Annotated in this window: 17 protein-coding genes; 7 read left to right on the top strand and 10 right to left on the bottom strand. The window is 72.1% G+C overall.

What is annotated here, in order from left to right; all coding sequences use genetic code 11:
- Positions 1–346: 346 nt before the first annotated feature.
- Both AB0N63_RS16130 and AB0N63_RS16125 read right to left on the bottom strand, forming a co-directional pair.
- Positions 347–2,110, bottom strand: coding sequence for a thiamine pyrophosphate-dependent enzyme (locus tag AB0N63_RS16130; protein ID WP_365529461.1), 1,764 nt, complete (start codon positions 2,108–2,110; stop codon positions 347–349).
- Between the two features lie 23 nt (positions 2,111–2,133).
- Positions 2,134–3,717 (bottom strand): FMN-binding glutamate synthase family protein, encoded by a 1,584-nt coding sequence (locus AB0N63_RS16125; protein ID WP_365529459.1) that lies wholly within the window; start codon positions 3,715–3,717, stop codon positions 2,134–2,136.
- 298 nt (positions 3,718–4,015) lie between these two features.
- Here AB0N63_RS16125 and AB0N63_RS16120 point away from each other — a divergent pair, with 298 nt between their 5' ends.
- The 4 genes from AB0N63_RS16120 (at position 4,016) to AB0N63_RS16105 (ending at position 8,103) form a co-directional block, all read left to right on the top strand.
- Positions 4,016–4,441, top strand: coding sequence for a PaaI family thioesterase (locus AB0N63_RS16120; RefSeq protein ID WP_365529457.1), 426 nt, complete (start codon positions 4,016–4,018; stop codon positions 4,439–4,441).
- Positions 4,442–4,494: 53 nt separating this feature from the next.
- Entirely contained in the window at positions 4,495–4,932 is a 438-nt protein-coding gene (locus AB0N63_RS16115; protein WP_365529455.1) for a hypothetical protein, read from the top strand.
- 537 nt (positions 4,933–5,469) lie between these two features.
- The gene (locus AB0N63_RS16110) at positions 5,470–6,909 is read left to right on the top strand and encodes an endo-1,4-beta-xylanase (RefSeq protein ID WP_365529453.1); all 1,440 of its coding nucleotides are present in this window, start codon (positions 5,470–5,472) and stop codon (positions 6,907–6,909) included.
- A gap of 246 nt (positions 6,910–7,155) precedes the next feature.
- Positions 7,156–8,103 carry a CorA family divalent cation transporter gene (locus AB0N63_RS16105; protein ID WP_365529451.1) on the top strand — a complete coding sequence of 316 codons (948 nt, stop codon included), beginning with the start codon at positions 7,156–7,158 and terminating at the stop codon, positions 8,101–8,103.
- A gap of 32 nt (positions 8,104–8,135) precedes the next feature.
- Here AB0N63_RS16105 and AB0N63_RS16100 read toward each other — a convergent pair whose 3' ends face one another.
- Together AB0N63_RS16100 and AB0N63_RS16095 are read right to left on the bottom strand one after the other, a co-directional pair.
- On the bottom strand, positions 8,136–8,714 hold the full coding sequence (locus AB0N63_RS16100; protein ID WP_365529449.1) for a hypothetical protein: 579 nt from the start codon (positions 8,712–8,714) through the stop codon (positions 8,136–8,138).
- A gap of 303 nt (positions 8,715–9,017) precedes the next feature.
- A complete protein-coding gene (locus AB0N63_RS16095) occupies positions 9,018–9,785 on the bottom strand; it encodes a YhjD/YihY/BrkB family envelope integrity protein (RefSeq protein WP_365529447.1) in 768 nt (255 codons plus the stop codon).
- A gap of 709 nt (positions 9,786–10,494) precedes the next feature.
- Here AB0N63_RS16095 and AB0N63_RS16090 point away from each other — a divergent pair.
- Positions 10,495–11,061 carry a dihydrofolate reductase family protein gene (locus tag AB0N63_RS16090; protein ID WP_365529445.1) on the top strand — a complete coding sequence of 189 codons (567 nt, stop codon included), beginning with the start codon at positions 10,495–10,497 and terminating at the stop codon, positions 11,059–11,061.
- 212 nt (positions 11,062–11,273) lie between these two features.
- Here the strand turns inward: AB0N63_RS16090 and araD are convergent, their stop codons facing one another.
- From araD to AB0N63_RS16065, 5 genes are all read right to left on the bottom strand, one after another.
- Positions 11,274–13,004 (bottom strand): L-arabinonate dehydratase, encoded by a 1,731-nt coding sequence (gene araD, locus AB0N63_RS16085; RefSeq protein WP_365529443.1) that lies wholly within the window; start codon positions 13,002–13,004, stop codon positions 11,274–11,276.
- Entirely contained in the window at positions 13,001–13,912 is a 912-nt protein-coding gene (locus AB0N63_RS16080; protein ID WP_365529441.1) for a dihydrodipicolinate synthase family protein, read from the bottom strand. Before AB0N63_RS16080 ends, araD begins: the two co-directional genes overlap by 4 nt.
- Positions 13,909–14,577, bottom strand: coding sequence for a GntR family transcriptional regulator (locus AB0N63_RS16075; protein ID WP_365529439.1), 669 nt, complete (start codon positions 14,575–14,577; stop codon positions 13,909–13,911). The genes AB0N63_RS16080 and AB0N63_RS16075 overlap by 4 nt, the downstream gene beginning before the upstream one ends.
- A 473-nt stretch (positions 14,578–15,050) precedes the next feature.
- Entirely contained in the window at positions 15,051–15,659 is a 609-nt protein-coding gene (locus AB0N63_RS16070; protein WP_365529437.1) for a phosphatase PAP2 family protein, read from the bottom strand.
- Positions 15,656–15,901 carry a hypothetical protein gene (locus tag AB0N63_RS16065; RefSeq protein ID WP_365529435.1) on the bottom strand — a complete coding sequence of 82 codons (246 nt, stop codon included), beginning with the start codon at positions 15,899–15,901 and terminating at the stop codon, positions 15,656–15,658. The genes AB0N63_RS16070 and AB0N63_RS16065 overlap by 4 nt, the downstream gene beginning before the upstream one ends.
- A gap of 131 nt (positions 15,902–16,032) precedes the next feature.
- On the opposite strand from AB0N63_RS16065, the gene AB0N63_RS16060 reads away from it, so the two are divergent.
- Both AB0N63_RS16060 and AB0N63_RS16055 read left to right on the top strand, forming a co-directional pair.
- A complete protein-coding gene (locus AB0N63_RS16060) occupies positions 16,033–16,401 on the top strand; it encodes a BlaI/MecI/CopY family transcriptional regulator (protein WP_365529433.1) in 369 nt (122 codons plus the stop codon).
- A gap of 2 nt (positions 16,402–16,403) precedes the next feature.
- A complete protein-coding gene (locus tag AB0N63_RS16055; protein ID WP_365529768.1) occupies positions 16,404–17,336 on the top strand; it encodes a M48 family metalloprotease in 933 nt (310 codons plus the stop codon).
- 326 nt (positions 17,337–17,662) lie between these two features.
- Here AB0N63_RS16055 and AB0N63_RS16050 read toward each other — a convergent pair whose 3' ends face one another.
- Positions 17,663–17,905: a DUF5302 domain-containing protein gene (locus AB0N63_RS16050; protein ID WP_365529431.1), complete on the bottom strand. Its 243-nt coding sequence runs from the start codon at positions 17,903–17,905 to the stop codon at positions 17,663–17,665.
- Between the last annotated feature and the right edge of the window lies 1 nt (position 17,906).

Raw genomic sequence — 17,906 nt, 5'->3', positions numbered from 1 at the left:
CGTGCAGTGCGGTCCGCCGACGTCGCCCCCGCAGCAGGGGCGTCCCAGGCCCTCCACGTACTGGGGGGCGACGCCCCGGGCCGGTCGGGCTGCTTGGCGAGGTCCACGTCAGGGGCAGGGCAGCAGGTCGCCGGGCAACGGCAGCGCGGCGGGCATCGACCACCGGTGCTGGACCGCGGGTCGTCCGGAGTGCCGGCATCCACCGGGTCGTCCCCGACCCGGACGGTTTCCGCGCCGCCCCGCCCCACGGCGCTCCCCGTCCTGAACCGGGCCGCACGACCGGACGTCCGGCCCCGCCCGCCGCCGAACCGGCCGGCGGGGCCGCCCCACGCCCCCGTCCCACGCGTCAGGCGGGGCCGTCGTCCCCGTGGCTGCGGACGATCTCCTTGACCTTGGCCACCGCGAAACCCCAGCCCTGCTCGACGGTCGGCTTGGCCGGGACCGCGACCTCGTCCGGGTTGGTGAGCACGTCGAGCAGCACCGGCCCCGGCGTGTCGAAGGCGCGGCGCACGGCCTTCTCCAGTTCGGCCGGCTCGGTGACGCGGATGCCGGGGATGCCCATGGCCTCGGCGACGGCGGCGAAGTCCGGGTTGTCCAGCACCGTGCCGAACTCCGGCAGCCCGGCCTGCTCCTGCTCCAGTTTGACCATGCCCAGGCGGCGGTTGTCGAAGACGACGAGCTTGACGGGGAGCCGGTGCGTCTTCAGCGTCATCAGGTCGCCGAGCAGCATGCTCAGCCCGCCGTCCCCGCAGAAGGCCACGACCTGCCGCTCCCGGTCCAGGCACTGCGCGCCCAGCGCCTGCGGCATCGCGTTGGCCATCGAGCCGAGGTTGTAGGAGCCGATCAGCCGCCGCTCGCCGCGCATCTCGACGAACCGCGACAGCCACACCGTCGCCATGCCGGTGTCGGAGGTGAAGACCGCGTCGTCCGCGGCGAGCCGGTCCACCACGGCCGCCAACGCCTCGGGGCGGATGTCATCGGAACGGTTGTCGAACGTGGACCGCAGCCGACCGAGCAGCCCCTTGTCGTGCGACGGGTCGGCGAGCCGCGCCTGCCCGGTGCGCCACTCCTCGAAACGCTTCCTCGCCTTCTCCAGGTGTGAGCGGTCCCGCGCGCCGTCCGTCCCGGCCGCGGGGGCGGCGAGGTGGTGGAGCAGATCGCGGACGGTCGCGCCCGTGTCGCCGACGAGGCCGGCCTCGACCGGTACCCGCCGCCCGATGTGCGTCGCCTCCGTGTCGACCTGCACGACGGTCTTCCCTTCGGGATACCAGTCCCGGTACGGAAAGTCGGTGCCCAGGAGCAGCAGGGTGTCCGCGGCCTCGAGGGCCGAGGCGGCGGCCGGGTTGCCGATCAGTCCGGTCTGGCCGACCTGGAAGGGGTTGGCGTCGCCCTCGAAGCCCTCCTTGGCCTTGAGGGTGAGGACCATGGGCGCGGCCAGCCGGTCGGCCAGGGCGAGGACGTCCTCGCGGGCGTGGCGGGCGCCCCGCCCGACGAGCAGCGTGACCCGCTCGGCGCGGTCGAGGAGTTCGGCCGCCTCACGCACGGCGGACTCCTCCGGCCGGGTCACCGGCGGGTTCAGCGAGAAGCGGGCCGGGCGGTCCGTGGCCAGCTCGCGGTCGCCGAGGTCGCCCGGCACCGTCAGGACGGCCACGCCCTTGCGGCCGAACGCGTTGCGCACGGCCAGCTCCAGCAGCTGCGGCAGCTGGTCGGGCGAGGTGACGGTCGCGCGGAAGACGGCCACGTCGCTGAAGAGGGCGTCGTTGTCGACCTCCTGGAAGTAGTCGCTGCCCAGTTCACCGAGCGGCACCTGACCGGCGATGGCCAGCACCGGCGCGTGGCTCTTGGCCGCGTCGTACAGGCCGTTGAGCAGATGCACGGAGCCCGGTCCGACTGTGCCCATGCACACGCCCAGGGTGCCACTGAGCTGCGACTGGGCGCTCGCGGCGAACGCCGCCGCCTCCTCGTGCCGGCATCCCACCCACTCCACGCCGTCCGTGGTGCGCAAGGCGTCCGTCAAGGGGTTCAGCGCGTCTCCCACGACGCCGAACACCTGGCGCACGCCGAGTTCGCTCAGGGCGTCCACGATGACACGGGCGACAGTACGGGTCACTTCGGTCCTCCAGGTCAGACGGTTCAGACGGTGAAACGGTCGGGGTCGGCGGTCTTCCAGTCGGCCGCCCAGGCCTCGGGCGGCTCGGCGAGCAACTGCCCGGGCTCCAGCCACTCGTACAGTTCCTCGTAGGAGCGTTCGGTGCGGGGGTCGATACGCCGGCGGAGCATGTGCGGGCGCAGGTCGGCGGGGTCGGTGACGCCCATGGACGCCATGATCTCCAGGGCGCTGGCCACGGTCGCCTCCTGGAAGCGCCGCACGCGCGGGGCCTTGTCCCGCACGTCGAGCGCGCGGGCGCGCCGGGGGTCCTGGGTGGCCACGCCGCTGGGGCAGGTGTTGGTGTGGCACCGCTGGGCCTGGATGCAGCCGACGGCGAACATCATCGCCCGCGCGGCGTTGCCGTAGTCGGCGCCTTGGACGAGGCGTTTGACCAGGTCGGTGCCGGTGGCGATCTTGCCGCTCGCCCCGATCCGGACGCGGTCGCGCAGTCCCGCGCCGACCAGGGCGTTGTGCACGGTGAGCAGGCCCTCGGTCAGCGGGGCGCCCACGTGGTCGGCGAACTCCATGGGCGCGGCCCCGGTGCCGCCCTCTCCGCCGTCCACGATGATGAAGTCGGGCGCGGTGCCCTCCTCCAGCATGGCCTTGCACACGGCGAGGAACTGCTGCCGCGAGCCCACGCACAGCTTGAACCCGGTCGGCTTGCCCCCGGACAGCTCCCGGAGCCGGGCGACGGCGCGGACGAGTTCGCGCGGGGTGGAGAACAGCCTGTGGTACGGCGGTGAGATCACCGTCTGCCCCTGGGGCACGTCGCGCACCTTCGCTATCTCCGCGTTGACCTTGCTTCCCGGCAGGACGCCGCCGATGCCGGGCTTGGCGCCCTGCGACAGCTTCAGGGAGACGCACTTGACGTTGCCGTGCGCGGCCTTGTCGGCGAACTCGGCGGGGTCGAAGTCCCCGTCCCGGGTGCGGCAGCCGAAGTAGCCGGTTCCGATCTCCCAGACCAGGTCCCCGCCCGGCCGCAGGTGGTACTCCGACAGGCCGCCTTCGCCGGTGTCGTGGGCGAAGCCGCCCGCCGCCGCGCCGCCGTTGAGGGCGAGGATCGCGTTGGCCGACAGCGAGCCGAAGCTCATCGCCGACACGTTCAGCAGCGCCATGTCGTAGGGGTGGCGGCAGTCGGGGCCGCCGATCCGGACCCGAGGCGGCGTGCCCGGCGCCTGGCGCGGGGCCATGGAGGGCACCAGGTACTCGTATCCGGCCAGGTAGACGTCGCGTTCGGTGCCGTACGGCTGTTCGGCGTCCGTGCCCTTGGCCCGCTCGTAGACGATGGTGCGGACGTCCCTGTCGAAGGGGCGGCCGTCGAAGTTCCGCTCGATGAAGTACTGCTGGAGCTCGGGGCGGATCCGCTCCAGGAGGAAGCGGGCGTGGCCCAGCACGGGATAGTTGCGCAACACCGAGTGCCGGCGCTGGAGGAGGTCCCAGGCGCCCAGCAGGCCCAGCGCGAGGAGGGGCACGGCGCCGAAGCACCACCATGGCGATGCCGGCACCGCGGCGACGGCTGCGAGGAGGCCGAGTGTCAGGGTCAGGACGACGAGTGCAATGCGGGTCACCCTTGGCGCATTGCCCTCGGTCGGCCTTCCAGTCCTGTGGTTCGTCAAGAAACCCGTAAGGGTGGCGCACGCGGCCGACGGGCGCCCGGCGCCGGGCGCCGGAACGGAGCGGCGGGAACGCGAGGACCTACGGGCGACGCCACGCGCTCACGGGGCCCTCGGCCGCCGGCAGATCGCCACCGCTACCGTAGGCCGATGCCACGCCCCGTACCGTCGCAAGGTCGCGGCAGACCCTCGACAGCGGCTCACTTACCCGGACGCGACCGCTCCGCCCTTCCCCGAACGACAGGACGGCACCTTGACCACGGACCTCACACGTTTCGCGCACAGCATTTTCCAGGCCCAGCCGTTCAGCATGTTCCTGGGCGCCGAACTCACCTCCGTAGGACCGGGCTCGGCCGAGATCCGCGTCGTCAACCGGCCCGAGATCCAGCAGCAGCACGGCTTCGTGCACGGCGGAGTCCTCAGCTACCTGGCCGACAACGCGCTCACCTTCGCCGGAGGGCTCGCGCTCGGCGGTGACGCGCTCACCGCCGAGTACAAGATCAACTACGTTCGGCCGGCCGTAGGCGATCTCGTCGTCGCCCGCGCCGAGGCGATCGCCACGACCCGGCGGCAGGCCGTGTGCCAGTGCTCGGTCCACGTCGTCTCGGAGCAGGGCGAGGAGCACCTGGTCGCCGTGGCGCAGGGGACGATCGTGCGGGCGGCCAACCAGGAGGACTGAGCCGCAGAGGGGCGCGTCGAGCGGCGCGCCTGCCCTTGGTGCCGTGGTACATCATGAGGCGGCCCCGGCTCTCGCCCTGTTTCTTCCTGACCGTGGCCGCGTGCGTCCAGGTGTCCGATGTCGACGAGGTCTCGCCGACGGAGACGCTGAACGACGCCGGCGCCTCGGCGAAGACGGCGCCCGCCTCGGTGCCGACCGCGGCGGCGCCGGTGGCCGTCCACGAGCGGGTCCTGTTCTTCGCGTGGCGGATCGTCACGCCCGGCTTCGCCCAGTCGTTGTGCACGTCGGTCGCACGCCTGACGGCGTTCCTGGACGCACTGCCCGACCCGGGCGACCCCGACCTGCCGCCTCCGGCCGTGGGCGGAGTGCCCGCGCTGCCGGCCGACACGGCAGGGAGCCGGATGACGGCGTCGACACCCCCCTCCCGTACCGCCGCACGCTCCGAAAACTTTCGCAGCCCGGTACGCACATCGTCACGGCCACGGACGTGAATGGCCGGGACGAGGCGTTCTCCGTCTCCATGGTTATCCAGCCGCAACGACGTCGACGGCTTTCCTCGCAGCCAATCGAGCCCACGCAGAGGATCGAAAGTTTCGAAAAAAAATAGAAACTTTCTGGAACCGACCTGTTGACGATGTGTCATCAACACCTCAATCATGCGTGTCTGGGGCCGACGTCGGCCTGCTCCTCCCGATCAGAACGACCTCTGCTGGTCGGTACCGCACACACAACTGAATCCGCACTCCAGAGCTCCTGCACTCCCGTTCGCTCCGACAGGCCGGCACCAGCGCGTTCCTGGCTCTTCACGCGATGGAGAGCGCGACACCGCGCGGTGGTGCCCCGGACGAGCGGCGGCGAAAGGCCTCGTGCCTGCCTCGGAGTTCGCCCCGCCCCATGACCGCGGTGCCCGATGCGTCAGCGCTGCCCGGGCTCCGTTCCGTCCCGTCCGTCCGTCTGCCGCGTGGGAGCGAACCACGCGAACCCTTGCGCTTCAGTCCTTCCGTGATCCCTACTCGAGAGGAACAGACATGGGCTTGTACGCCCTTCCGGGACCCGGTGTCCGCCGCAAGATCCGCGGGCTGCTGTGGGCGCTGGTCGTCGGCGTCCTCGGTGTCGTGGCCGCGCTGGCCGCGCCGCCGAACGCCCACGCCGCCGAGGCCACGCTCGGCGCCGCGGCGAAGCAGAGCGGCCGCTACTTCGGCACCGCCATCGCCTCGGGGAGGCTCGGCGACTCGACGTACACCTCGATCGCGTCCCGTGAGTTCACCATGGTGACGGCCGAGAACGAGATGAAGATCGACGCCACCGAACCGCAGCGGGGCCAGTTCAACTTCAGCGCCGCGGACCGCGTCTACAACTGGGCCGTGCAGAACGGCAAGCAGGTGCGGGGCCACACCCTGGCCTGGCACTCCCAGCAGCCCGGCTGGATGCAGAGCCTGAGCGGCAGTTCGCTGCGTCAGGCGATGATCGACCACATCAACGGCGTGATGGCCCACTACAAGGGCAAAATCGCGCAGTGGGACGTCGTGAACGAGGCCTTCGCCGACGGCAGTTCGGGAGGCCGCCGCGACTCCAACCTGCAGCGCACCGGCAACGACTGGATCGAGGTCGCCTTCCGCACCGCGCGCGCCGCCGACCCGTCCGCCAAGCTCTGCTACAACGACTACAACATCGAGAACTGGAACTGGGCCAAGACCCAGGGCGTGTACAACATGGTCCGGGACTTCAAGTCGCGCGGCGTGCCGATCGACTGCGTCGGCTTCCAGTCCCACTTCAACAGTGGCAGCCCCTACGACAGCAACTTCCGCACCACGCTGCAGAACTTCGCCGCCCTCGGCGTCGACGTGGCCATCACCGAACTCGACATCCAGGGCGCCCCGGCCTCCACCTATGCGAGCGTGGTGAACGACTGCCTGGCCGTCGCGCGCTGCCTCGGCATCACCGTCTGGGGTGTGCGTGACAGCGACTCCTGGCGTTCGGACCAGTCGCCGCTGCTGTTCGACAACAACGGCAACAAGAAGTCGGCCTACACCGCCGTCCTCAACGCCCTCAACGGCGGCTCCACCACCACACCGCCGCCCACCGGGGACGGGGGGACGATCAAGGGCGTCGGTTCGGGCCGCTGCCTCGACGTTCCCAACTCCAGCACCTCGGACGGCACTCAGGTCCAGCTGTGGGACTGCCACGGCGGCACCAACCAGCAGTGGGAGCAGACCGACGCCGGCGAGCTGAGGGTCTACGGCGACAAGTGCCTCGACGCGGCCGGCACCGGCAACGGTGCCAAGGTCCAGATCTACAGCTGCTGGGGCGGCGACAACCAGAAGTGGCGCCTCAACTCCGACGGGTCCATCGTCGGCGTCCAGTCCGGCCTCTGCCTCGACGCCGTCGGGAACGGCACCGCCAACGGCACCCAGCTCCAGCTGTACTCCTGCTCCAACGGCAGCAACCAGCGCTGGACGCGTACCTGACAAAGCGACCGCGGTCATGGGGGCGGAGTGCTGACGGCCTACGGCACTCGTTCCCGGTTCCGGGGCCTTGGTCCCCGCACGTGCTCCGGCGACCGACAGGCCGCCGGAGCTCCCCGTCATCCGTTCGGCGGTCATCCGGCGGTGCACGCGAGTGGCCAGGCATGCGTGAGCACCGCCGTGCGGCGATGCTCTGAGCCATGGGCTGCGGGACGGACGGCGAGGGTGATGATCGTAACGGTGGTGTCGATGCCGGAGGCAACCGTCGTCCACACGGACGTCGCGGGGGCCCGGGAGCGGATGGGCGTGGACCGCCTCCTGTTCGTCGACGTCGAGCTGTCCCGGCACGCACCGGAGCAGGGCGCACCGCTGGCCGGGCAGCTGGGACTCGCCGCTGAGGAACTGCACTGGTTCGGCGACGAGGACGAGCCCGCGCGGGCCGACTTCCACGGGGACTGGGCCGGTTTCGTGGTCCCGGTGGTACACGGCGACGAGATCGCCCACGTGCACGCGGTGGTGACCGAACGGTTCCTGGTCACCGCGCACCACGGTCAGGCGGGTCTCGCGCAGAAGGTCGTCACGGCGCTGCGGAACGAACGGCCGTCCGACGCCGTGAACGTGCTCTTCCTCCTGCTCCAGGAAGCCTTGGGCACCTTCCGTCACGCCGCCGTGCACGGCCTGCTGCGGACGGAGGACCTCGAGGACGACATGTTCGAAGGCCGCAATCCGCGGCAGATCCACCTGCTGGCGCAGCTGCGCAGGGGCTCAGCCCAGCTGCACCACGCCCTGCTGCCCTACCTCCAGGTGACCGACGCCGTCCTCACCCGGCGGATGATGAACCCGTCCTTCCCCGAGGAACGACAACGGTACGCCCGGGAGTTCCAGACCGCCGGGCGGCTGGTGCTCGCCGACATCGAGTCCTTCCAGGACGCCACCCGCCGGGCCTTCGCCAGCTACTCCTCCCTCGTCGCGGGCGAGCAGAACGGAGTGATCAACCGGCTGGCGATCGTGTCGGTGATCTTCCTGCCGCTGTCGTTCCTCACCGGCTTCTTCGGTATGAACTTCACCTTCCTGAGTGACGAGTTGGAGACCAAGGACGAATTCTGGCTCCTCGCGATCGGGCTTCAGGTCGTCGTCCTGCTGGGCTCCCTGTACGTACTGCACCGCACCCGCGTCTGGCGCCGGGTGCTGGACTGACACCAGCCGTACGCCAACGGCCGCCGGACGCGTCAGGGAAGGTGGAACGGTGGTCCTGGGGCACAGCCGGAGGGGACGTTGTTGCCGCTGACGTCGAAGTCCGCGCAGGTCAGGAACAGGTGGTTGAACTTGCCGAGCAGAAAGGCGAGCGCACCCACGGCGACGGTGACGCCGACCGCCGTGAACCGTCGCAGCCGGGGAAGCTTGGCGTAGTCGGTCAGCAGCAGCTTCGACAGCAGCCAGGTCAGCACCGGAGCGCCCACCAGGGTGAGCACCATCTCGAAGTAGTGCAGCAGTGCCCAGCCGTCGCGTCGGGGCACCAGGATCGCCAGGACGATCCAGAGCGAGGGAAGCGCGAGTGCGATCCAGCCACCCCAGGGCAGCGCGCTTCTGTTGCGCAGGAACGCGCCGGAGAGGAGCACCGCTGTGGCCACGGCCCACAGCGCCAGGACGTCGTCGAAGAAGATGGCGCCGTACGCGCCCAAGGTGAACGCGGGCCACCAGATGACGAGCGTTCCTCCCGCCGACGCGGTCGCGAGGGCGCGCAGAGCAGGATTGATGCCGGAACGAGTGCGCCCCTCTTCCCGGCCCGGACGGTGGTGCTCACCCATCGTTCCCACTCCGACCGCTCGGCACGGACCAGCATGGCGGACCGTCGCATCCGTCCGGTCATCGCGTGGATCCCACCGTGACCGTGTGCGGCGGGACGCGGTGCGCCGATGCCAGCTTGCGGGACGAACCGCCCGCCGGCACGCCGGCCCGCGCAGACGGGTGGAACGCCCTCCACCGGCACGGGGCTGCTCGACGGCGTCGCGTCCGCGGTGGGTTCCGCTCCGGACCGGGTCGCCTGCCTCCGCGAGCGCAGAGGCCGCTCGGGCACGCGTGCCACCCCGCGCGGTGCACGCCCGACGGCGTCAGCCTTTCCGCCAGAGCCGGTGCAAGGGCGGGCTCGTGACCAGCACCGCGCCGACGGTCACCGTGAGGGAGATCGCGACACACACCACGATCAGCCAGGAAAGCACGGTCAGCACCATGCCGAGCGAGCCGTATTCGGCCAGTGCGCGGTCGAGCGCACCGGGTATGTAGAGCCGGGCTGTCACGTTCAGCGCGGTCGTGGCCGCCGCGGTGAGCAGTGCGCCGGGCAGGAGCCGCCGCCAGGGCACCCGGCCGGCCAGCAGGAGGTGCTGGGTCAGCAGCCACAGCCCCGTCGCGACGAGGAAGAGCAGAGGCGTCCCCAGCCAGAGGCCGACGCCGAATCCGTCCCGGACCGGTGCCTGCAGGAGCGTCACAGCGACCAGGAGCAGCAGCCAGACCACCCAGCGCCATGCCGCGACCCGGGCGCCGGCTCTGGGCAGTCGCCACGCGCGCTCGCAGACCCGGGCCATGGCGCGGCTGAAACTGGTCGCGGAGAGCAGGGTCAGCAGCAGGCCGAGGACACCGGTGGTCTGGTGCAGGCTCTTGCCGGCCGGGTCGCTCAGAACCTGCTGCAGTTCCGTCTGCGATGTTCCGGTGAGGCCGAACATGGCGCTCAACGACCTCAGGAACTCCTCCCGCACGCTCTGCGGGGCGAAGGCGGCGACGGCGAACAGGAGGGGGACCGACACCAGGAACGCCTGGGCGGCCAGTCGGGTGCCGGCGTCCAGGACGTTCGCGGCCAGCACCCGGTCAGCCAGGTCCGTCATGACGGGGAAGCGCTGCCGGACGGTGTGCCGCGGACGCCTCAGTCTCCCCTCCACGCCGTGCCTGCCCCTCGTCGTCGTGTCTCCTGCCCTACAAGCCGTCGAGGGCCAGTCAACGGGTCCGGCCCGGTGCGGGCGAGTCACACTGGCCCGATCGTGACCACGGCCGGCCGGGTCCGGATCCCCGCTCGCCCCGGCGTGCCGGTGGCCGTCGACGTGATCCTGCGCGGAGGGCTCCCCGCCTGCACGAGGTGGACGGTCACGGTCGTCTGCTGGCGGCTGCTGTTCTCGATCGCCCCACTGCTGTGTCTGATCCCCGCTGGCTCACCACAACAACGTCCCGGAGGCCCCTTCGGGGGTGATCGCCAGGCCTCCCGTGCGAACGCCGCCCGTCGGCCGCTGCCGGTCAGCCCGGCGGCCATGCGGCCAGGGCGGTCGCCACGGCGAGCGCCACGACGTCGCGGACGGCCGTGCGCGGGAACCGGGCCAGCTCGTTCGAAGACCGCCCCGGCAGCCGGTCGGGAGACGGTGTCCGGCAGGGCGCCGAGGTACACCTCGCGGTACACCGCGAGGCCGAGACGGCGGAGCAGCATCGCGAGGTCCGCGCCGAGCACCGCCGCGACGAGGACGCGTCGACGGTGGACGCCGAGCGGCACGCCCGCGACGATGAGCACTTCCCTACGCCGGACACCCACGGACGGAAGGCCGGGCCATGCGGAGACTGATCTACGGCATGAATCTGACCCTGGACGGCTACATCGCCGCGGCGGGCGACGACATCGGCTGGAGCGGACCACCGAGCCGGGAGCTGTTCCAGTGGTGGCTCGACCACGAGCAGGCCAGTGGCCTGACGCTGTACGGGCGCAAGCTGTGGGAGACGATGAGCTCCTACTGGCCGACCGGCGACCAGCAGCCGGGCGCCACCCCGGCGGAGATCGAGTTCGCGCGGAACTGGCGGGACACGCCGAAGGTGGTGTTCTCGTCGACGATCGACGAGGTCGACTGGAACACCCGCCTGGTCACCGGCGACGCGATCGCCGAGATCACCCGCCTGAAGGCCGAGGACGGCGGCCCGATGAACATCGGCGGCGCGACGCTCGCCGGGGCGGCCATGCGCGCCGGGCTGGTCGACGAGTACGTGATCGCGACCCATCCGGTCCTGGTGGGCGGCGGCACGCCGTTCTTCACCGTGCTGGACAGTCGGGTGAACCTGGACCTGGTGGAGACGCGTACGTTTCCCGGCGGCGTGGCCCTCACCAGGTACGAGACGAGGCGCTGAGGGCGATGCCGGTCGGGCGGCCGCGCCGCAGCTGCCTGACGGCTTCGCCTGGGCGGCGCGGGCGGTTCCGCCACGGCTGCGGCTCGGACCACGACGGTTGTCCGTTCGCAGTGGGGCGGGGAGAGCGAGTGCAGAAAGCCCTTGCTCCCCACCTGCTGGCATGTCGGTCCACGTGGGTGGGAGGGACGCGAGCGATCCGGCGCGACGGGTGGTCAGCCGGCGTACGGGTCCGGCACGTGGCCGGGCCGGGCCAGGAACTCGAAGTCGCAGCCGGTGTCGGCCTGGGTGATGTGCTGGGCGTACAACGCGCCGTAGCCGCGCTCATGACGCACCGGCGGCGGCGTCCACTCGGCCCTGCGCCGCGCCAGCTCCTCGTCGCCGACGCCGAGTCGCAGCGTGCGGGCCGGGACGTCGAGGGTGATCGGGTCGCCGGTGCGCACCAGCGCGAGCGGTCCGCCGACGTACGACTCGGGGGCCACGTGCAGCACGCAGGCGCCGTAACTGGTGCCGCTCATGCGGGCGTCGGAGATGCGCACCATGTCGCGCACGCCCTGTTCGAGCAGGCGGCGCGGGATGGGCAGCATGCCGTACTCGGGCATGCCCGGGCCGCCCTTCGGGCCGGCGCCCCGCAGCACCAGCACGCTGTCGGGAGTGATGTCCAGCGCCGGGTCGTCGATGGTGCGCTGCATCGTCCGGTAGTCGTCGAAGACGACCGCGGGGCCGGTGTGTTCCAGCAGGTGCGGGGCGGCGGCGATGTGCTTGATGACGGCGCCGTCCGGGCAGAGGTTGCCGCGCAGCACGGCCACCCCGCCCTCGTTCGCCACCGGGTTGTCGCGGGGGCGGATCACGTCGTCGTCGTGGACGCGGGCCCCGGTGAGCTGTTCGCGCAGGGTGTCGTGGGCGACGGTGGGGCGGTCCAGGTGGAGCAGGTCGGGGATGCGGGAGAGGAAGCCGGGCAGGCCGCCGGCGAAGTGGAAGTCCTCCATCAGGTACCGCTGCCCGCCGGGGCGGACGTCGGCGAGGACCGGGACGGTGCGGGCGATGCGGTCGAAGTCGTCCAGGGTGAGCTTCACTCCGGCGCGTCCGGCCATGGCGATCAGGTGGATGACGGCGTTGGTGGAGCCGCCCAGGCCGAGGACGGTGGTGACGGCGTCCTCGAACGCCTCACGGGTGAGGATCCGGCTCAGCCGGCGGTCCGTGTGCACCAGTTCGACGGCCGTCATGCCCGCCCTGGCCGCCATCCGGTCGTGTCCGGAGTCCACGGCCGGGATGCTGGAGGCGCCGGGCACGGTCACCCCCAGGGCCTCCGCGGCGGCGGTCAGGGTGGAGGCGGTGCCCATGGTCATGCAGTGGCCGGGCGAGCGGGCCAGTCCGCTCTCCAGCTCGGCCAGTTCGCAGTCGCCGATGAGCCCGGCCCGCCGGTCGTCCCAGTACTTCCACATGTCGGTGCCCGATCCCAGTACCTCGCCGCGCCAGTGGCCCGGGAGCATCGGCCCGGCGGGCACGAACACGGTGGGCAGGTCGACGGAGGCGGCGCCCATGAGCAGCGCGGGTGTGGACTTGTCGCAGCCGCCCATCAGCACCGCTCCGTCGACCGGGTAGGAGCGCAGCAGCTCCTCGGTCTCCATGGCGAGCAGGTTGCGGTAGAGCATCGGGGTGGGCTTCTGGAAGGTCTCGCTGAGGGTGGCGACCGGGAACTCCAGCGGGAAGCCGCCCGCCTGCCACACCCCGCGCTTGACCGCCTGGGCGCGCTCGCGCAGATGGACGTGGCAGGGGTTGATGTCGGACCAGGTGTTGAGAATCGCGACGACCGGCTTGCCGAGGTGTTCCTCGGGCAGGTAGCCGAGCTGGCGGGTGCGGGCGCGGTGGCTGAAGGACCGCAGGCCCTCGGTGCCGTACCACTGGTGGCTGCGCAGTTCCTCGGGCCGCTTGCGGGCGGTCATGCGGGCCACCCCGCGACGATGGCGGCGACCTCGGCGCGCGCACCGGCGTGGAGCGTCCGGCCCGGCGGGCGTACGTCGCGGCGGCACAGGCCGAGCGAGGCGAGGGCCTCCTTGACGACGGTCACGTTGTCGGCGGAGCCGTCCGCCGCGCGCAGCTCCTCGAAGCGGCGGATCCGCTCCCACACCTTCATCGCGGCCGGGTGGTCGCCGGCCCGCAGCGCCTCGATCATGTCCCGGGAGACGGCGGGGGCGACGTTGACCAGGCCGGAGGTGAAGCCGGTGGCTCCGGCCGAGAAGTAGGAGGGGGCGTACGGCTCGGCGAGTCCGGCCACCCACACGAAGCGGCCGAGGCCCGCGTCGCGGGCGAAGGCGGCGAACCGGGCCGCGTCCGGGACGGCGTACTTGACGCCGATGACATTGGGGCAGGCGTCGGCGAGTTCGGCGAGCCGGGCGCCGGGCAGCCGCGCGTCGCGCAGGTAGGGCACGACACCCAGGTCGGGCACGGCTTCGGCGATGGCCCGGTGGTAGTCGACCCAGCCGCCCGGCGAGACGTAGGGGTGGACGGGCTGGTGGACCATGACCATCTGGGCGCCCCGCTCGCGGGCGTGCCGGGCGGAGGCGACGGCGGTGGGCACGTCGTGGCCGACGCCGACGAGGACGCTCGCCCGCCCGTCGGCCTCCTCGACGGTCAGCTCGGTGACCAGCCGCCGTTCCTCGGGGGTGAGGGCGTAGAACTCGCCGGTGTTGCCGCACGGCGTGAGGGTGGTGATCCCGCCGTCGATCAGGCGGCGCAGCAGGACGCGGAGGGAAGCGGTGTCGACCGCGTCGTCCGCGGTGAACGGGGTGACCGGGATCGCCACCACATCGGCCAGCGCCGCCCGCTGCGACTCGAACGTCACCCTGCTCATTGTCGGCCTTCCTCTTGGAGGACGTCGGCGAGGACCTCGGGGAAGGCCCGGTGCACGAACGACGCGATGTGGGCGTGCAGGGCGCGGGCCGCGCCGTCGGCGTCGCCGGCCAGGGCGAGCCGCAGGATCTCCCGGTGCTCGGCGGCCTCCCGCTCCCAGGAGGGGTCGGCGGACCAGGCGACGGCGGAGACCAGGGCCGCCTGGTCGCGGACCTCGTCCAGCATCCGCCCCAGCAGCGGGTTGCCGCACGGCAGGTACAGGGCGCGGTGGAACTCACGGTTGGCGAGGGAGCGTTCGGCGGTGTCCGTTGCCTCGTCGGCGCGGCGCAGGGCGTCCTGGGCCGCGCCGAGGGGCGCGCCGCGCCGCACCGAGCGCTTCAGCGCCTCGGGCTCCAGCAGCAGCCGCATGTCGTAGACCTCGCGCGCCATGTCCGCGTCCACCAGGCGCACCGTGACGCCCTTGTACTGGTTCGTCACGACGAGGCCGGTGCCGGACAGGGTCTTGAGCGCCTCGCGCACCGGGGTCTTGGACACCCCGAACTGGGCGGCGAGTTCCGTCTCCACCAGCGCCTGACCGGGCGTCAAGCCGCCCGTCAGGATGCGGCGTCTGATCTCCTCCAGCACGAACTGCGTGCGTGAGGGGATCGGGATGGGCACAGAGGTCATGCGCACCTCTCGGATCTCGTGGACCACCACGCGGGATCGCGGTGCGCACGCCGTCGGGGCGCGCCGCGGTCGCGCGTCGGGTCTCATGCGCCGATCTCGCGCAGGGCGTCTCATATATGACGTACGGAGTATGACGCGTCGAAGGTAGGAGGGGCGCGGGGTTTCGTCAATGCCGCTGACAGGAAAGGCCCAGGACCGTCACGAGACGGCTGGTGGGTGCCGTCCGGCCGGGATCCGGTCACGGCTCGGCGACTTGGACGGACGGGCTGCGCACCTGCGCCGTCGAGGGCCGCGCTCGCGTACGCACCTCCGCCCCCTGGTCGCCACGGCCCGCCCGGGGCGGTGGCCGACCGAGGGTACGAAACCCCTCGTCCAGCCACAGCGGTGCGCCGGCCGTCTCGTGACGCACACCGCCAGCACGGTGATCCCCGCCGAGGCAGTCGCCGCCCCCACACCGGCGACGCCCCTTGGGTTCATGAGGCCGACAGCAGGACGCGCAGGGGGGCGGCCGCCGCAAGCCGTCGGGCCAGCACCTCGGACCGGCCGCGCACTGCGGCCATGGTCACGAGCGCGACGCATGCGCCCACCACCATTCCGGTCGCCACGTCGTGCGGGTAGTGGACGCCGATCCAGACCCGGGAGGCCGCCATCGCGACCGCCGCCGCGCAGGCGATCGCGCCCAGCCGCCGCGACACGAGCAGCAGTGCCACGGCGGCCGCCGTGGCGATCGCCGCGTGGTTGCTCGGGAACGACCAGTCACCGTGCGCCGGACACGCCTCCAGGGTGCGTGCCGGCAGGTCGCGGCACGGCCGGTCCTCGCGGACGAGGAGCTTCAGGACATCGTTCACGCCGTACGCGAGGACCACGACCACCGGCACGGCCAGCGCCGTCAGGGCAGGGCCGGCTCCCCTGCGCCGCGCCCGCCACCAGGCCAGGACCGCGAGCAGGGCGAAGGCCGCCAGACCGTACGTCGACCACACCTTGATCGTGGTGTCCAGCCAACCCGGCGAGCGCCCCGCGAGGTCCACCACGTCCCGGTAGGCGGAGCCGTCGATCGACGCCCCACCGAACGCGAGCATCATCCGCGGACCTCCCCGGCCCTGGAGCGCCGCCGGCCGCGGTACAGCTCCAGGGCGAGCGGGATCAGCGCCAGTACCACGATCAGTGCGACCAGCGGCAGCGGACAGCGGTCCACGTCAGGGAGCGTGGAACCCAGCGCGTGGCCCGCCAGGGTCAGTCCCGCACCCACCCCCAGCCTGCCGAAGGCGGCCAGGAGCGACTGTGCGTCGAGCGGGTCCACCGCGAGCTGCGACGATAGAACCACAGGTGGGGTCACCGGCAAGAGTCCTTTCCGCGGACGACTGGACGCACGGCACTGGCCGCGGCACCCGACCGTCTACAATCCCGTAGACGGTCTACAGCACTGTAGACGATTGCGGGGGGAGAACCGTTCTCATGAGTCCCCAAAGGGATGAACGCCGACCGGCGGGTGAACTGGAGGCCGCGGTGATGGCCGCACTATGGGCCGCAGGCACCTGGCTGACTCCGGCGCAGGTGCAGGCGCAACTGGCCCGCGGACTGGCCCGGACGACCGTGACGACGATCCTGACCCGCCTGCAGGAGAAGGGGACCCTGCGACGGGAGCGGCGGGGCCGCGGCTACGCCTACCGTCCCGTGGAGGACCCCCACGGCCTGACCGCGCTGCGCATGCACAGCGAACTCGACCGTGACAGCGACCGCGAGACGGTCCTGGCCCGCTTCGTCGCCCGGCTCAGCGCGGACGACGAGCAGGTGCTGCGCCGGCTGCTGGAGGAGGGTCCATGACGCTGGTGATGTTGTTGCTGCTGCCGCTGCTGCTGCCCTGTGCGGCGCTCCTGCCGGCCCGCCGGGTCGTCGACCGCTGTTCGCCGCAGGCCGCGCTGTGGACGCTCACCGTCTCGGTGCTGCTCCTCGCGGCCGGTACCGTCACGGCCCTCGGCACGCTCGCCCTGACCGGCCTCCTGAGGATTCCGGCGTTCGCCGCCTTCGCCGAGCTGGTGCAACCCCTGCGGACGTTCTCCCTGCGTCTGGTCCTGCCCCTGGCGGCCCTGGCCGTCGGTCTGCTCGCCATCGGCGCCGTCGCCCTCGGCCGCTGTGTCGTGCGGCAGGCCGCAGGGCTGCGCACCGCCCGGTCCCAGGCCGACCGCCGGCCCGCAGCGGGCGACCTGTGCGTCGTCGAGTCCCCGCACCCCGACGCCTACGCCCTGCCCGGCCGTCCGCCCCGCATCGTCGTCACCACCGCCATGCTGCGCAGCCTCGACGCGCGCGAGCGCGAGGCCCTCTTCGCGCACGAGCGCGCTCACAACGCGGCCGGCCATCACTACTTCCTGGTCGCCGCGGAACTCGCCGCCCACTGTCATCCCGCGCTGCGCCCGGTCCGCGATGTCATCGGGCTGGCCGCCGAGCGCGCCGCCGACGAGACCGCCGCCGCCGCCGTCGGCGACCGGCGTGTCACGGCACACGCCATCGCCCGCGCCGCCCTTGCCTCCCACGCGGCGGAGACCTCCCGGCCCGCGAACACCCCCGCAGCCACCTCCGGGCCCGTGCCGCAGCGCGTGACGGCTCTCCTTCACCCCGCCGCCCCCGGCACCCCGCGCGCCATGCCGTGGATCGCAGCCCTCCTGGCAGCGTGTGCGCTGCTGTCCTGCGCCTCCGCGGCGACCGGCGCGCTCGACGTCCACCAGGAGATCGAGGTCGCCCAGGGCGAAGCCGCCCACTGAACAGCCGTCACCGAGCCGTGCCGGCCCCGCTCCCGCCGTGAGCGGGGCCGTCGCGTGGGGACCGGTGACCGGGGGCTCGTCGGGATCAGACAGGAGCGAACGGAACGTGTCGTCGATCGACGACACGCATCCCTCGCCCCGCGTCCAGAACGTCTGCGCCGAGAGCCTCACACCGGTTCTGCCCGTGAAACAGTCCCGAACGACCCCGCCCGCACACGCCATCGTCCACGTGGGTACGCGACCCGCACATCCAGTGGAAGCCGCGGGGCCGACGTCCCGGCGAGCGGCATCAGACGGTCGATGTCCAGCCCGCCGGGACCGTGGGCTCAGCCGCCGCTCTTGCGCCGGAACGACCGCTGGCTCGCAGCCGGGCCGTGCGCCGCGCGCACCTTCGACGCATCCGGGTTGGCGGCGGTCTCGGCCGCATCCGCCTGCGCACCGCGCTTGCGTGCCAGGGCTTCACGGAACTTGCGCTTCAGGTCGTAGTTGCCGTCGCTGTCCGGCGCCACAGACGACGTCCCGGCGTCGGCCGGCTCCGAACCTTCCGTGGGTACGGGCTCTGCGGTCATG

Source organism: Streptomyces sp. NPDC093260 (assembly GCF_040683715.1).
Lineage (GTDB): Bacteria > Actinomycetota > Actinomycetes > Streptomycetales > Streptomycetaceae > Streptomyces > Streptomyces sennicomposti.
This window is presented reverse-complemented; position numbering and strand designations above follow the sequence as displayed.